At 34.1% G+C, this 15,308-nt stretch carries 14 protein-coding genes; 11 read left to right on the forward strand and 3 right to left on the reverse strand.

The window, feature by feature from the left end; translation table 11 throughout:
- Positions 1–8 precede the first annotated feature (8 nt).
- Positions 9–1,184, reverse strand: coding sequence for an NAD(P)/FAD-dependent oxidoreductase (locus JNO63_RS04150; RefSeq protein ID WP_203127236.1), 1,176 nt, complete (start codon positions 1,182–1,184; stop codon positions 9–11).
- Between the two features lie 95 nt (positions 1,185–1,279).
- On the opposite strand from JNO63_RS04150, the gene JNO63_RS04155 reads away from it, so the two are divergent.
- The 10 genes from JNO63_RS04155 (at position 1,280) to JNO63_RS04200 (ending at position 11,428) form a co-directional block, all read left to right on the forward strand.
- Entirely contained in the window at positions 1,280–1,780 is a 501-nt protein-coding gene (locus tag JNO63_RS04155; RefSeq protein WP_203127237.1) for a GNAT family N-acetyltransferase, read from the forward strand.
- Positions 1,777–4,353 carry an ATP-dependent DNA helicase gene (locus tag JNO63_RS04160; RefSeq protein WP_203127238.1) on the forward strand — a complete coding sequence of 859 codons (2,577 nt, stop codon included), beginning with the start codon at positions 1,777–1,779 and terminating at the stop codon, positions 4,351–4,353. The genes JNO63_RS04155 and JNO63_RS04160 overlap by 4 nt, the downstream gene beginning before the upstream one ends.
- A gap of 40 nt (positions 4,354–4,393) precedes the next feature.
- Complete coding sequence (locus JNO63_RS04165) at positions 4,394–4,720, forward strand: PadR family transcriptional regulator (RefSeq protein ID WP_203127239.1); 327 nt, start codon at positions 4,394–4,396, stop codon at positions 4,718–4,720.
- Complete coding sequence (locus JNO63_RS04170; protein ID WP_203127240.1) at positions 4,717–5,415, forward strand: pseudouridine synthase; 699 nt, start codon at positions 4,717–4,719, stop codon at positions 5,413–5,415. Before JNO63_RS04165 ends, JNO63_RS04170 begins: the two co-directional genes overlap by 4 nt.
- Before the next feature lie 23 nt (positions 5,416–5,438).
- Complete coding sequence (locus JNO63_RS04175; RefSeq protein WP_203127241.1) at positions 5,439–6,035, forward strand: sugar transferase; 597 nt, start codon at positions 5,439–5,441, stop codon at positions 6,033–6,035.
- Positions 6,036–6,164: 129 nt separating this feature from the next.
- Positions 6,165–6,734, forward strand: coding sequence for a glycerol-3-phosphate responsive antiterminator (locus JNO63_RS04180; protein WP_203127242.1), 570 nt, complete (start codon positions 6,165–6,167; stop codon positions 6,732–6,734).
- 18 nt (positions 6,735–6,752) lie between these two features.
- The gene (gene glpK, locus JNO63_RS04185) at positions 6,753–8,255 is read left to right on the forward strand and encodes a glycerol kinase GlpK (RefSeq protein ID WP_203127243.1); all 1,503 of its coding nucleotides are present in this window, start codon (positions 6,753–6,755) and stop codon (positions 8,253–8,255) included.
- 122 nt (positions 8,256–8,377) lie between these two features.
- Positions 8,378–9,805: an NAD(P)/FAD-dependent oxidoreductase gene (locus tag JNO63_RS04190; RefSeq protein ID WP_203127244.1), complete on the forward strand. Its 1,428-nt coding sequence runs from the start codon at positions 8,378–8,380 to the stop codon at positions 9,803–9,805.
- A 10-nt stretch (positions 9,806–9,815) separates the two neighbouring features.
- Positions 9,816–11,075 (forward strand): NAD(P)/FAD-dependent oxidoreductase, encoded by a 1,260-nt coding sequence (locus JNO63_RS04195; protein WP_203127245.1) that lies wholly within the window; start codon positions 9,816–9,818, stop codon positions 11,073–11,075.
- A complete protein-coding gene (locus JNO63_RS04200) occupies positions 11,072–11,428 on the forward strand; it encodes a DUF1667 domain-containing protein (RefSeq protein ID WP_203127246.1) in 357 nt (118 codons plus the stop codon). The genes JNO63_RS04195 and JNO63_RS04200 overlap by 4 nt, the downstream gene beginning before the upstream one ends.
- A gap of 38 nt (positions 11,429–11,466) precedes the next feature.
- Here the strand turns inward: JNO63_RS04200 and JNO63_RS04205 are convergent, their stop codons facing one another.
- Both JNO63_RS04205 and JNO63_RS04210 read right to left on the reverse strand, forming a co-directional pair.
- Entirely contained in the window at positions 11,467–12,975 is a 1,509-nt protein-coding gene (locus JNO63_RS04205) for an NAD(P)/FAD-dependent oxidoreductase (RefSeq protein ID WP_203127247.1), read from the reverse strand.
- A gap of 117 nt (positions 12,976–13,092) precedes the next feature.
- Entirely contained in the window at positions 13,093–13,815 is a 723-nt protein-coding gene (locus tag JNO63_RS04210; RefSeq protein WP_203127248.1) for an MIP/aquaporin family protein, read from the reverse strand.
- A gap of 285 nt (positions 13,816–14,100) precedes the next feature.
- On the opposite strand from JNO63_RS04210, the gene JNO63_RS04215 reads away from it, so the two are divergent.
- Positions 14,101–15,288 carry a BMP family lipoprotein gene (locus tag JNO63_RS04215; RefSeq protein ID WP_203127249.1) on the forward strand — a complete coding sequence of 396 codons (1,188 nt, stop codon included), beginning with the start codon at positions 14,101–14,103 and terminating at the stop codon, positions 15,286–15,288.
- Positions 15,289–15,308: the final 20 nt, after the last annotated feature.

The following is a 15,308-nucleotide window of genomic DNA, read 5'->3' on the forward strand; positions in this document are numbered from 1 at the left end:
ATTGGTCTTTAAGCAAAAATTTCTCCAAGTTTTGTATCTTCAAGATTTTTTCCGTTAAAAACAATATCCTTAACATCATTTTGATACTTAATATCGCCCCAAAGGATGCCGCCTACATAGTCATCATTTAATTTGAATAATTTATAGATATTTCCATCTTTTTCTTCTCTTATTTCTTCAATACCTTCACTTGAGTTTAGGCCAGCTGAGAATATTTTTGTATCACCTAAGGTAAGTACAGAGAATGGTTTTGGTTTTTCATACATTTGACTATCCCCAGCCATATTGTTTCCAGCGATTTTGCCCATTTCTTGACTACTTGTCCAAAGACCTATTGTAAAATCACCAATTTGTGCACAATCTCCAGCAGCGTAAATATTGTCATACTCTGTTTTTAGTCCATCATCTACCAAAACACCGCGGTCTACTTCAAGGCCAGAGTTTTTGGCAAGATCTATATTTGAACGGATACCTGCTTGGACCATAATTGCATCTGCTGGAATTTCGGTCCCGTCTGATAGTTTTATTCCTTTGGCTATACCATTTTCTTCAATTATTTCTTCTGTAAATTTACCAGTATAGGTTTTGATGCCCATGTCATTTAAAGTTTTTTCTAGTTTTTCTGATAAATCTTTATCAAGTTGGCGTGATAGTAAATAGTCAAAACTTTCTATGACTGTTACATCTTTTTCTAAAAGTAGGGCAGAGTAAGCAGCTTCAAGACCTAGGATACCCCCGCCAATAACAATTACCTTGTTTTTATCAGCTACATAATCCTTAAAGTCCATCAAATCATCAATAGTTCTTATTGCAAATACACCTTTGCTGTCAATATTTGTAATTGGAGGAACAAATGGTCTAGCTCCTGTTGCTAAAAGAACTTTTCCATATTCGATTTCTTCTCCGTCACAAAGTATAGCAACGTTTTTGTCGGTATCGATTTTTTCTACAAAGCATTCTAATCTTTCATCTATTTTTCTTTCGTCATACCAAGGTTGTTTTTTTACAAACAAATCATCTTTATCAAAGTCTTGACTAATTAGATGAGAAAGTCTTGTTCTCCAATATGTGCTTGATTTTTCGTTTGATACTATCAAAATTGTAGCATCAGCATCTTTTTTTCTGATTTCTTCTGTAGCAGAAAGGCCGGCTATACCGTTACCTATAATTAAATAATCGTACATAAATATTCCCCTTTTAAAAAATATAATTAATATATTAATTACATACCCTATTTGTTAAGAAAATATATATGATAATTTAAAGGTATAATACTTGTATGAGAAAAGCAAAGTTAAATGATTTAAGAAATATAAATAATATAGTTGATGATGCTAAAATTGCTCTAAAAGATGATGGGGTGGATCAGTGGCAAAATGGTAGTCCAGATATTATGCTTTTAGGCAGGCAAATATCAAGCGAAAATGCCTTTGTATATGAAAATGATGATAAAATTTTAGCCTATGCGTATTTGTCAGAGGACTATGAGCCAACTTATGCAGCAGTTATGAATATTATGAAAGGATCAGATGCCTACACTATCCATACCTTTTGTGTAGATTCAAAAGAAAAAGGCAAGGGCATAGCTAGCAAATTTTTTGATGATATAATTGCTTATGCAAAAGAAAATAATAAAGATTCATTACGTATAGACACCCATGAGGATAATTTTAAGATGCGTGGCCTTATTTCAAAGATGGGCTTTAAAGAGCTAGGCCAAATTTATATCAAGGATGCTGGCATGACAAAACCACGCATAGCCTATGAATTGATATTATGATAAATGAAGGTCAAAAATTAATCATAGAGTTTGGCAAAACTCCCGCTGCTGTAATTGCAGGACCTGGAACAGGAAAGACCTTTACCATAGTAAAAAAAGTAGTAGATTTGGTAAAAAATCATGGAATTCCTGCCAATAAAATTTTGATTACAACTTTTACCAAAAAGGCAGCAGCTGAGCTAAATACTAGGATTATTACTGAATTTAACAAAGAAAATATTAATTCTAATCTAAATGACCTTAAAATAGGTAACTTTCATAGTTTAGCATCTAGCTTTTTAGCTGATTACAAAAAGCTAGATGACAGATTTTTTGACAATAAGGTCATAGAGCCACAAATGGAGGGTTATTTAATCGAGCGAAATCTTGATAGATTTTATAAAATCGATGGTTTTAGGGAAATTACAAATGGTTATGAAGTTTACACAATTCAAGATATTTTTGCCAAAATTACTAACAATCTAATAGACCCACAAGTTTTAAAAAATTCAAAAAATCCTAGGGATAGGCTAAGTTACGAGATTTTTAATACTCATCTAAATATTTTAAAGGAAAATCATCTTTTAAACTTCCAGATGATATTAAAAAACTTTTATGACTTGTTAGCTGATCCTATTATCGGCCCACAAATCCGTGATGATATTGATTTTGTAATCATAGATGAGTACCAAGATACAAATTTTATCCAGCAGGAAATCGCCTTTGGTCTTTTAAAAAACAAAAATATTATGGTTTTTGGAGATGATGACCAGTCACTATATAGATTTAGAGGAGCAGATCCTAAAAATTTATTAGAATTTGATGAGATTTGTAGGCAGAAATTAAATGCTCCTGCCAATTTTTATAAGTTAGATATAAATTATAGGTCAAACCAAGCCATAATTGATGTTGCTCAAGATTTTATAAAAACAAATGAAAAATCAGATTTATTCACTAAGAATTTAAGGTCTAGTGATAGCAAGGTTAACCAAAATACAGTTGTTAAGGCTCGTGCAGAAAACTTGGAAAATTTGGTAAAAATAATTAATATCTTAAAAAAGGATTTAAATCTAAATCAAATAGCTTTTTTATTTCCAACCCTAAATAATACCTATGCCAAAAATTTACAAAAATATTTAGAAAATAATGGGCTAGCAGTTTTAAATAAGGCAAGCACAAACTTTTTTGAATCCTATGAGATTAAAATTTTGGTCTATATTTTTGCAAAAACTTTTACATCATATCCATCAAACATTGGGTATCAAGAAAATTTGACAAAAGAAGATCTAGATAAACTTTATTTTAGAAGGTATATAGCGTCATTGTTTGATGACCAATCTTTTAAATCAAACCAAATGGATGACTTTATAAAAGGATTTCAAAATACAAAAAATATTTCCTTAAGCGAAGTTTTATATAAGTCTTTTAATCTGCCAATTTTAAAGAAAATTTTAGACAAAAATCTTGATAAGCTAGAAAATCAAAAGACTCAGAATAATATTGCAATCTTTAGCCAAAAACTTAGCGAATATGAAGAGATATTTGATAGGGAAAATCCAAATTATTATATAGAATTTATATATGGATATCTTTTTTATCACTATAAAACTAAAGCTATCAAAGAGTTTGAAAATCTTCCCGAAGAAACAGATGCCATAAATTTTATGACTATCCACAATGCTAAGGGCTTAGAATTTGATGTGGTTTTTGTCTCAGGGCTTAATGATTATCCAAGAGAGGATAGGAAAACTTTTTTGTCAGCCTATGAAAAAACAAGTGCAAATTCTGATGGGGGTCTCCGAGATTTTTATAGGAAATATTATACAGCCTTTACCCGTGCCAAAAAACTTTTGGTTCTTTTGGACAACTCTAGGGACAAAATTATCCAAGACTTTGCAAATACCTTGCCAGATAGTTCGATTTTAAGAACAATTGATTTTAAAAAAGAAGAGACAAAAAAAGAAAAAGTAATTTTTGCCTATACAACAGATATTGAAGTCTACCACTCTTGTCCTTTAAAATACAAATTTTTAAGAAAACTAAATTTTAAATTGCCCTTAAGCAAATCCTTGGAATTTGGAACCAATGTCCACAAGTTAAGTGAGTATCTGGCCCAAAATCCTAATACTGATTTAAATAACGACTTTTTTGAAAATTTATTTACAAAAGACCCAGCCTACAAAAATCCACTAGAAAACTTTCAAATTAGAAATTTTGATGTAAACTCAACTGAGATAAACTTTAAGGCTGACAGAGATTTTTATATACTCCAAGGTAATATAGATATATTGCTAGATGGTAATACGATTTTGGATATCAAAACTGGATCTTATGATCAAAAAATCTTAGAAAAATACCAAAATCAGCTGATTACCTACAAATATTTAATGGAATATAACAAGCAAAAAGTAAATCAAATGTATCTTTACTTTGTAAATCAAGATAAATTGCTAGCAGTAAATGAGACAGACTTTAATATTGATTTTATAGATAATATTGCAAAAAATATCATAGATGACAATATTTATCAAAAAACATCTGATATTAATGAATGCAAGTACTGTCCTATGAAATATTATTGTGATAGATATTGATTAAATTCTACTATGTAATACAATATAGCTAGGTGATATTATGATAGAATCTCAAATGTTAAAGGGCGTCATCGAGGGAGTGATCCTTCATATAATAAAAAATAATGAAACCTACGGCTATGAAATAGTAGAAGAGCTTAAACGTAGCGGTTTTTACACGATGACAGAGGGGACAGTCTACCCAATTTTAACCAGACTTACAAAAAAAGGTTATATATTAGGTGGTTACAAAAAATCAGAAATCGGCCCAAAAAGAAAATATTATTATATTACAGCTAAGGGTAGAGAATATTTGACAAATTTTTATGTAAACTACGAGAAGCTTAACCAAGCAGTTTACAAGGTGATAGAAAAGGGGAACAAATGAGAGTAGATAAGATGATAGGCAATGCAAAGCTAGACACACGACGCAATATCAAAAGAAATGCAAAAAAAGGTGCCCTAGTTATCAATGGAGAAATTGTAAAAGATTCATCTACTCAAGTTGATCCAAATGTCGATGAAGTTTTCTATATGGGAGAGTTTGTAGAATATTTTGACAATATTTATATAATTATGAACAAACCTGCAGGAGTTTTATCAGCTACAGTTGACGAAGAAGAAACTGTAGTAGACTTATTAGATGATTTTTATCAAATGCTTGACCTATCAATTGCAGGCAGACTTGATAAGGATACAACTGGACTTGTGCTATTATCAACTGATGGCAAATTTGTCCACAAAATTACCAGTCCAAATTCAAATATAGAAAAAACTTATGAAGTAGAAACCAAAGATACAATCGATGAGTCTTTTATAGAAGAATTTAAAAATGGTGTAGAAATCAAAGAGGAAGGCTACATAGCCCGTCCTGCAAAACTTGAAATAATAAATGAGAAAAAAGCAATAGTAAAAGTCACTGAGGGTAAGTTTCATTTAGTAAAAAGACTGTTTTCAAATCTAGGCAATGAAGTGGTAAGTCTAAAACGCATTGCCATTGGAGATTTAAAACTTGATCCATTTTTAAATGAGGGAGCTTATAGAGAGCTAAATGAGGATGAGCTTGAGCTCTTACTTGATTAAAAGATACATAAAAGGAGGATTATATGTATCAAAAATATATAAAAAACATACTGGATTTTTTATTTGCTTTAATACTACTAATCCTTCTTAGTCCTGTATTTTTGATAATTGCAATAATTTCAAAGATAGAAGAACCAGACGGAACAGTATATTTTAAGCAAGAAAGGGCGGGAGTTTTTAATGAGCCTTTCCTATGCTACAAATTTAGGTCTATGAAAATGACTGCTCCAAAAAACGCTTCCACATGGGAGCTTGAAAACCCAGAAGATTTTATAACCCCACTTGGAAAATTTTTAAGAAAAACATCCCTAGATGAACTTCCACAATTAATAAATATCCTAAGGGGCGAAATGAGCTTTATAGGTCCAAGACCAGTTATTTTAAAAGAAAAAGAACTTTTAGATCTAAGAGCAGAAAATGGAGCATACATTGCAAAACCAGGTATTACAGGGCTTTCTCAAATATCTGGAAGAGACAATCTATCTCCGAAATTAAAAGCAGAGACAGATGGTATTTATGCATCTGACATTACATTTATCAATGATTTAAAGATATTTTTAAAGACAATTCCAAAAGTTTTATCAAGCGACGGGGTAACCGAAGGCAAACAAAACTTCTAGGCTAAAGTTTTAAGGAAAATATTTGCAATCAATAACAGATTATGATAAAGTATGATTATAATAATATAGGTGATGAGGACGAGCCGGATGAAATTTATGGGCTCGTTTTGTCTATTATTAGGAGGATTTATGGAAAGCGAAAGTATTTTCGAAGAGCTTTATTCAAATCCTGTCATTATGGCAATAAAAAATAATAAAGATTTTAACAAATGTATGCAAAGCGATAACAAAATTGTATTTGTTTTGTATGGAAACCTTGAATCTATCCCTACTATTGTTAAAAAACTAAAAGATAATGGCAAGATTGTAATAGTTCACGAAGATCTTATCGAGGGTCTGTCAAGCTCTACTTATGCAGCAAGCTTTATAAAAAGATATACTGAGGCCGATGGCATTATTTCTACCAAACCTGCAAACGTTATTTATGCTAGAAAACTTGGTTTATTTGCAGTTTTAAGATTTTTTGTATTTGATAGCATGAGTTATGAAAATATGAAACAGACCATAAAAGATATAAGTTGCGATATCATAGAAATCCTGCCGGGCGTTATGCCAAATATAATAAAAGAGATAAAAAAGCGAACTAATATTCCACTTGTTGCAGGTGGGCTGATTTCTTCAAAGGAAGAGGTAATGGCTGCACTAAACTCAGGCTCCCTTGCAATCTCATCATCAAATTATAATGTATGGCAAATGTAGCAAATCTAGGAGGATATTATGAAAGATTACATCATGGCCTTGGATGCTGGTACAACCAGCAATAGAGCGATTATTTTTAACAAAAAAGGTGAAATCATCTCTGTTGCTCAAAAAGAATTTACCCAACATTTTCCTAAACCAGGCTGGGTAGAGCATGACCCATCAGAAATCTGGTCAACTCAACTAGGAGTTTGTACAGAAGCTATGGCAAAAGAAAATATTGATGCATCTGAAATTGCGGCTATCGGCATTACTAATCAACGTGAAACAACTATTGTTTGGGAAAAAGAAACAGGTCGTCCTGTATATAATGCAATCGTTTGGCAATGTCGTCGTACAGCTGATACGGCTGATAAGCTTGTAGAAGATGGCTATGGCAAGATGATAAAAGAAAAAACTGGACTTGTAGTTGACCCATACTTTTCAGGGACAAAAATTAGATGGATACTTGATAATATAGAAAATGGTCAACAAAGAGCAGAAAATGGCGAATTGTTATTTGGTACAGTAGATACATGGTTAGTATATAATTTAACCCGTGGTGAAGTTCACATCACAGACTACACAAATGCATCAAGAACCATGCTTTATAATATCCATACTTTAGAATGGGATGATGAATTATTAGAAATGCTGAATATTCCAAAATGCATGCTACCAGATGTAAAACCATCTTCATATGTTTATGGAGAAACTAGCGAAAAATTATTTGGTTCACCAATTCCAATTGCAGGAATTGCTGGAGACCAACAAGCAGCCTTATTTGGTCAAACTTGTTTTAATCCAGGAGAGGCAAAAAATACTTACGGAACAGGTGCTTTCTTACTAATGAATACAGGTGAAGAAGCAGTGAAAAGTGATAACGGTCTAATAACTACAATTGCTTGGGGACTTGAAGATGGAAAAGTAAACTACGCCCTAGAAGGTTCTATCTTCGTAGCTGGATCTGCTATCCAATGGCTAAGAGATGAATTAAGAATAGTAGATGCATCAGATGATACAGAATATCTTGCAACAAAAGTAGATGATACAGATGGTTGCTATGTTGTGCCTGCATTTACAGGACTGGGTGCTCCATACTGGGATCCATACGCTCGTGGAACAATAGTTGGTATTACAAGGGGAACTAGCAAATATCATATTGTCCGTGCAACATTAGAATCTCTTGCATATCTAACAAATGATGTACTTTCAGCAATGTCAATCGATTCAGGAAATGAATTAAAAGAGCTAAAAGTAGATGGTGGAGCAAGTGCAAATAACTTTCTAATGCAATTCCAATCTGATATGATCCAAACAAGTGTAGAAAGACCAAAAACACTTGAAACAACAGCCCTAGGTGCTGCATATCTAGCAGGACTTGCAGTGGATTATTTCACAAATCTAGATGAAATTATAGAAAATCGTCAAATCGATAAAGTCTTCACACCAGAAATCAGCAAAGAAGAAAGAGATAAAAAAGACTACAACTGGCAAAAAGCTATCTCAAGATCAGTGGACTGGGCAAAAGATTTGAAGTAAAATAACGATATACAGCAAAATATTTTAGAGAAAAGAGTTACTTTGATAGATATAGGCGTACTTTACCCAAAAGTACCATAGCAAAGTAGCTCTTTTTTATTTAGTACATAAAGGAGAAAATAATGAAAGATGTTGTAATAATTGGGGCAGGTGTCACAGGCACATCTGTAGCCTACAATTTATCCAAATATGCAGGTGATTTTCTAGTTGTAGAAAAGCACTCAGATGTTTGCGAAGAAACCAGTAAGGCAAACTCAGGAATCTGCCACGGTGGTTACGATGCAGTACCTGGATCTATGAAAGCAAAAATGAATGTAGAAGGTAACCACATGATGGAAGAACTAGCAAAAGAATTAGACTTTCCATATGAGAGAATAGGCACCCTAGTGCTTTGCCACAAAAAAGAAGATTTTCCAAAACTTCAAGCGCTTTATGATCAGGGGATAGAAAATGGCGTTGGAGGGATGAAAATTATTTATAATGAAGAAATCCTTGCCATGGAGCCAAATGTAGAAAAAGATGTATATGCAGCTTTGCTTTGCGAAGAGGCAGGAATCGTCGATCCATTTTTAATGAATATTGCCTATGCAGAAGGCTCAAACCTAAATGGAGTAGACTATAAATTTAATACAGAAATTACAAAAATTGAAAAAATCGATGACCATTACGTTTTGATCAGCCAAGATGGCGAAGAAATCGAAACTCGTGCAGTAGTAAATGCAGCAGGTCTATACTCAGATGCTATCCACAACCAATTATTAAATGACAACAAATTTGAAGTGAGAGCCCGCCGTGGAGAATATTTACTTTTGGATAAAGCAACACGAGGATTTGTGAACCACGTATTATTTAATCTGCCAACAGAAAAAGGAAAGGGAATCCTAGTAACTCCTACTATTGATGGAAATACATTAATCGGACCAACCTCTGATTTTGTAGATGACAAAGCAGATACTGTAACAACCCAAGAAAGAATTGAAGAAGTAATAGAAAAAGTAGAAGATACAGTAGAAAATGTACCAGTTCGCCAGGTCATCACTTCATTTTCTGGAAACAGAGCCCACGAATCAGGCGGAGACTTTATCCTAGAAGAAAGCCAAAAAGGATTTTTTGATTGTGTTGGTATCGAGTCACCAGGACTTACTTCAGCACCAGCTATTGGAAAATATATGGCAAATTTAGTAAAAGAATCCCTAGGATTAGCAGAAAATAAAGAATTTAAGCCAGGTAGAAATCCAATCCCAAAAACAAGCGAAATGGAAACACCAGCTCACAATAATCTTATAAAAGAAAATCCACTTTACGGCAAAATTATTTGCAGATGTGAAAAAGTCACCGAGGGTGAAATTGTTGATGCAATTAACCGTCCACTTGGAGCAACAACAGTAGATGGTGTAAAAAGACGTGTTCGTGCAACAGCTGGCAGATGCCAAGGAGGATTCTGCTTGCCATCAATTATCGAAATTTTGGCACGAGAACTAGGCGTAGATGAAGAAGAAATTACCAAAAAAGGTAACAATTCCTACTACATTGAAAAAAGAGCTAAGTAAGGAGAGATAAATGCGCGAATATGATTTAGTAATAATAGGTGGAGGTCCTGCAGGACTTTCTGCAGCAGTAAAAGCCTATGATGAGGGAGTAGAAAATATCCTAGTTGTAGAACGTGATGACAAACTAGGTGGAATATTAAACCAATGTATCCACAATGGATTTGGTTTGCAAAGATTTAAAGAAGAATTAGCCGGCCCAGAATATGCTCAAAGATTTATAAAAGAAGCCATGGCTCGTGACATTGACATCATGATGAACACCATAGTACTAGAGCTGCGTGAAGACAAATCAGTTTTACTAATGAATGAAGAAAACGGCATGTTTGAAATAAAACCAAAAGCAGTAATCCTAGCTATGGGTTGTCGTGAAAGACCAAGAGGTGCCTTAAATACTCCAGGCAGTCGTCCAGCGGGAATATACAGTGCAGGAACTGCCCAAAAATTAGTAAATATTGATGGATATTTGCCAGGCAAAAAAGTTGTTATCCTAGGATCTGGTGACATAGGACTAATCATGGCACGTCGTATGACCTTAGAAGGGGCAAAAATAGAATGCGTTGCAGAAATCATGCCTTTTTCAGGTGGACTAAAAAGAAATATCGTCCAATGTCTACACGATTTTGACATCCCACTTTACTACTCCACAACTATATCAGGTATAAAAGGAACAGATAGGGTAGAGGGAGTTTATCTATCAAAAGTAGATGAAAATATGAAAGTCATCGAAGGCACAGAAAAATTTGTAGAATGCGATACAGTTTTACTTTCTGTAGGCCTCTTACCAGAAAATGAGCTAACCCAAGAAGCAAACATAAAAATAGATAGAAAAACAAAGGGAGCATATGTTTCTGACAAACTAATGACCAGTGTAGATGGTATATTTGCAGCAGGAAATGTCCTCCACGTTCACGATTTGGTAGACTTCGTATCAGAAGAAAGTGAACAGGCAGCAATAAATGCAACAAAATATATAAAAGGCGAGTTTTCAACAACAGGAGAAAACAAAATAGATATAACAGCAGGAGATGGAGTATCCTACACCATGCCCCAATATATAGACTATGAAAATATGGATGATTCAATAATAGTCAAATTTAGAGTAAACAACGTATATCCATCTAGAAAAATTGCTGCTTATGCAGATGATAAATGCATCATAGAACGCAAAAAAAGAGTATTAGCACCAGGAGAAATGGAGCTAATAAGACTTAAAAAAGAAGACATAGATCCAAATACCAAACAAATCACAGTAAAATTGGAGGAAGTATGAAAAAACAATTTACCTGCATAAACTGTCCCATGGGTTGCCAAGTAGTGGTAACTATGGAAGGTGAGGAAATCACAAATATAGAAGGCAATAATTGCAAACGCGGCGAAAATTACGTAAGAGATGAAGTAAAAGATCCAAAAAGAATGGTAACATCCACTGTAAAAGTAGCTGGCAGCAAAACCTACAGCGTCCCAGTAAAAACAGAAACAGCCATCCCAAAAGGGCTTATATTTGATTGTATGAAAGAAATAAACGATGCAGAAATAAAAGCTCCAGTCCATATAGGAGATATAGTAATAGCAAATGTCCTAGACACAGGAGTAGATGTGATAGCTACTGATGAGAGGGCATAAAAGATGACCAAGTTTAGACTTGGTCATTTTTTATATATCTATTCTTCTTCCTCTTCTTCAATCTCTTTTCTAGAAGTTTCCCTAATTTCTTTTATTAATTCGTTAACTCTCTTTTTATTAAGTCTTGATAACTCATTTCTTTCAAAGTCGTAGAGGTCATCGATTGGTTTTTTACCTAGTTCATCTTCCATTACTTCTAGGACTCTTGGTTTACAAAATTGTCCTTGGCAAAATCCCATGCCTGCTCTGGTTCTGCGTTTTACTGCATCTAGGGTTTCTACTGGGATGCCTCTATTCATAGCATCTCTGATTGTTTTTTCTGTGACTTGTTCGCACCTACAAACTATTCTTTCTGGATCGCCAAGTGGAAGTTCGAGCCTATCTTTGATTTTATTCATATCTTCTAGTTCTTTGTACTCGATGATTGGTTCTCTGTGTGGATTATAGTCTGGGTCTTCTTCTAGATTTAGTCCGGATTCTTTAAGGATATTTTCTACGATTTTTGCAATTTCTGGACTTGCAGTGATGCCTGGTGATTGGATACCTACTACATTTATAAAGCCAGCTACATTTGATTCTTCGATTATAAAATCGTGGGTTGAGCTTGCTGGGCGTAGACCTGTAAAAGACCTTATAAATTCTCTTAGGTTTATTACATCATCTTTTACTGATTTTTGAGCTTCTTCGTAGATATACATTAGCCTATCTTCATGAGTTGATAGGTCGATTTCTTCTTCATCAATGGCATCTGGTCCTAAAAGTAAGTTGTTGTGGAAGGTTCTTGTTGCTAGTATTCCTTTGGATTTTTCTGTTGGCACTTGAAAAAGTACGTTGTTTAATCTTTTTCCTGTTCCCTTTTGAAATATCAAATATTCTCCACTTCTAGGGTGAATATCAAAATCGGTTTTTGCAATCATTTCTGAAACAATGGCTCCTTCTAGACCTGAAGCGTTTACTACATACTTTGCTTCAAAGTCTTTGCCATCTTCTGTTTTTACTAGAAAATGGTCATCATTTTTTGAAATATCAGATACTCTTGAATTTAAAAATAGTTCTGCACCATTTGCTACAGCATTTTCAGTAAGGGCTACTACATATTCATATGGTGAGCAAACTCCTGCACTCTTGCACCAAAGAGCAGCAATAGCATCATCGGATACATTTGGCTCGATTTCGCGTAATTTGTCTTGGTCGATGATTTCTAAATCTGGCAGACCATTTTCAATGCCCATATCATAAAGTTTTTCTAAGGTCTTTATTTCATCTTTTTCAAAAGCTAAGACTAAAGATCCATTTGCAACAAAACCAAAATGCAATTCATTTTCAAGCTCTTCAAATTGGGTGCGGCCTGGATAGCAAATCCTACCTCTTAGTTCATCGTGGGGCTCAGCGTAGCCACCGTGGATAATGGCAGAATTTGCCTTGCTGGCTCCCATACTAACATCGTTTGCTTTTTCAACTATGGCTATATTCAATTTATATCTTGATAAGCGACGGGCGATAGATGCTCCTGATACACCAGCACCTATGACTAAAACATCATACATTGTTTCCTTCTTTCTAAAAAACACAAAAGGCAAGTATAAAGTCTATACTTGCCTCAAACTCAATTATTATTTATTTATACAAATATTATATAGTAAATGAGTTTATTTATCAATTACTTAAATAAATATAATATTAAATAATACTACTGCCAAAAGCCCACCGATGATAGGTCCTATAACTGGTATCCACGCATAATCCCACATTGCATCTACTTTTTTCTTAAAAGGTAATATTTGATACATAATTCTAGGTCCAAGGTCACGGGCAGGATTTATAGCATAACCTGTAAGACCACCTAGAGACATACCAACTGATATGATTAGACCATAGACAAAGATTTTATCTAGACCAACATTGCCAGCTCCAGCAACATTTCCAAAACCTAAAATTGCAAATACTAGGACAAATGTACCAACGATTTCAGATAATAAGTTTCTCCAAGTATTTCTTATAGATGGGGCTGTACAAAAACATCCTTTAACAATGCCAGGATCTTCCTCGCAAGTATCATCAAAATGGTCTTTATAAAGTAAATAAACCATAAGAGCACCAAGCATAGCACCAATCATTTGTGCTCCAATATAATATGGAACCGTATTCCACGCGATGTCGCCCTTAAAAGCTAGAGCAATTGACAAAGCGGGGTTAAAATGTGCTCCACTCATTGCTCCAAAAATTGCTGCAGGAATCATAACAGCAAGGCCCCAAGCAATAGTAATTTGAACAGGGCCACCACCATACATTCCAGATTTTCTAGTAAGTACATTGGCCACAACTCCATCACCTAATAAAATTAACAGGAAAGTACCCACTAATTCAGCCACAAAGATATCTCTCATACAAACCTCCTCGTAAATATAAAAAGCGAGTAAAATTAAAACCCGCTCTCTATATCATATATATTTGTGGAAACCTTTTCTGTATTAAGTATAGCATGTATGATAAAAAATGGCAATAGTTTCATATACCGTTTATTAAGTTTATTTTACGAAAATTTAATGTCTTTTTTAAAATATAAGTTTTCTCTAACTTAGAGAAATAAGTTAAAAATTTATTATTTATAGACAAAATAGCTTGATTGTAATAAAATTAAGGCATAAAGTAAAATTTTTTGGGAGGAAGAGATGAAAATTAAAAACTTTATGTCAATCGCAGCCGCACTATCATTATCACTAGTATTAGCATCATGTGGATCAAATACAGAAAATGCTAAAAATGAACCAGCAGATAATGAAACAAAAGTAGAAGAAAAAGCGGATGATACAGCTGATAAATCAGAAGAAACTGAAAATACAGAAGAAAACACAGCTGATGCTCCAGAAGAAGATAAAGATGAAGAAGAAAAAGCTGCTAATCCAACAGGTGAAGAAGTTAACCTAACAATGGTAACAGACTTTGGTGGAGTAAATGATAAATCATTTAACCAATCTGCTTACGAAGGTTTACAAAAAGCCGAAGAAGAAGGCAGTGCAAAATTTGACTACATCGAAAGTCACAAAGAAGCAGACTTCGTACCAAACCTTGAAAGCGCACTTGATTCTGAATCAGACATCATCCTTACTGTAGGATATGCACTATTCCCAGCTACAGATGAAGCAGCTGAAGAAAACCCAGAACAAAACTACGTAATCATTGACAATGCAAATGAAAATGACAGAGAAAACTTACTTGGAGTAACATTTGCTGACCACCAAAACTCATTTTTAGTAGGATACATTGCAGGTATGCAATCTGAAACAAATAATGTAGGATTTGTAGGTGGTATCAAAGGTGTAATCGTAGATAGATTTGAATATGGTTTTAGAGCAGGTGTTGAACAAGCAGCTCGCGAAAAAGGCGAACCAATTACAGTTCAAGTACAATACGCAAACAGCTTTAATGACCAAGCAGCAGGTAAAAATATCGCAGATAGAATGTACCAAGAAGGTGCAGATGTTATCTTCCACGCAGCAGGCGGTGTTGGAATCGGTGTTATCGAAGCAGCAAAAGAAAATGATAAATGGGTTGTTGGTGTAGACCGTGACCAACAAGACGAAGCACCAGATAATATGCTAGTATCAACAGTAAAAGGTGTTGGTGATGCTGTAAGACAAATTATTGACGAATATGCTCAAGGAAAATTTGAAGGTGGAGAACAAACATTTACTCTAGCTGACGGTGAAGCAGTAACAATCGCATACGCAGATAATGGTATTGTAAGCCAAGAAATTAAAGATAAAGTAGAAGAAATTAAACAACAAATCATCGATGGAAAAATTGAAGTTCCAGAAAATGAAGAACAAGCAATCGATCAAGGTTGGATTGAAAAATAAATTTAGAGTATAAAGGCCTC

It is taken from the genome of Anaerococcus sp. mt242 (assembly GCF_016798225.1).
Taxonomy (GTDB): domain Bacteria; phylum Bacillota; class Clostridia; order Tissierellales; family Peptoniphilaceae; genus Anaerococcus.

What these genes read in the sequence shown, in the direction of transcription:
- JNO63_RS04150 (WP_203127236.1), bottom strand. Translation starts at nt 1,184, where the DNA reads ATGTACGATTATTTAATTATAGGTAACGGTATAGCCGGCCTTTCTGCT.
- JNO63_RS04155 (WP_203127237.1), top strand. Translation starts at nt 1,280, where the DNA reads ATGAGAAAAGCAAAGTTAAATGATTTAAGAAATATAAATAATATAGTT.
- JNO63_RS04160 (WP_203127238.1), top strand. Translation starts at nt 1,777, where the DNA reads ATGATAAATGAAGGTCAAAAATTAATCATAGAGTTTGGCAAAACTCCC.
- JNO63_RS04165 (WP_203127239.1), top strand. Translation starts at nt 4,394, where the DNA reads ATGATAGAATCTCAAATGTTAAAGGGCGTCATCGAGGGAGTGATCCTT.
- JNO63_RS04170 (WP_203127240.1), top strand. Translation starts at nt 4,717, where the DNA reads ATGAGAGTAGATAAGATGATAGGCAATGCAAAGCTAGACACACGACGC.
- JNO63_RS04175 (WP_203127241.1), top strand. Translation starts at nt 5,439, where the DNA reads ATGTATCAAAAATATATAAAAAACATACTGGATTTTTTATTTGCTTTA.
- JNO63_RS04180 (WP_203127242.1), top strand. Translation starts at nt 6,165, where the DNA reads ATGGAAAGCGAAAGTATTTTCGAAGAGCTTTATTCAAATCCTGTCATT.
- glpK (WP_203127243.1), top strand. Translation starts at nt 6,753, where the DNA reads ATGAAAGATTACATCATGGCCTTGGATGCTGGTACAACCAGCAATAGA.
- JNO63_RS04190 (WP_203127244.1), top strand. Translation starts at nt 8,378, where the DNA reads ATGAAAGATGTTGTAATAATTGGGGCAGGTGTCACAGGCACATCTGTA.
- JNO63_RS04195 (WP_203127245.1), top strand. Translation starts at nt 9,816, where the DNA reads ATGCGCGAATATGATTTAGTAATAATAGGTGGAGGTCCTGCAGGACTT.
- JNO63_RS04200 (WP_203127246.1), top strand. Translation starts at nt 11,072, where the DNA reads ATGAAAAAACAATTTACCTGCATAAACTGTCCCATGGGTTGCCAAGTA.
- JNO63_RS04205 (WP_203127247.1), bottom strand. Translation starts at nt 12,975, where the DNA reads ATGTATGATGTTTTAGTCATAGGTGCTGGTGTATCAGGAGCATCTATC.
- JNO63_RS04210 (WP_203127248.1), bottom strand. Translation starts at nt 13,815, where the DNA reads ATGAGAGATATCTTTGTGGCTGAATTAGTGGGTACTTTCCTGTTAATT.
- JNO63_RS04215 (WP_203127249.1), top strand. Translation starts at nt 14,101, where the DNA reads ATGAAAATTAAAAACTTTATGTCAATCGCAGCCGCACTATCATTATCA.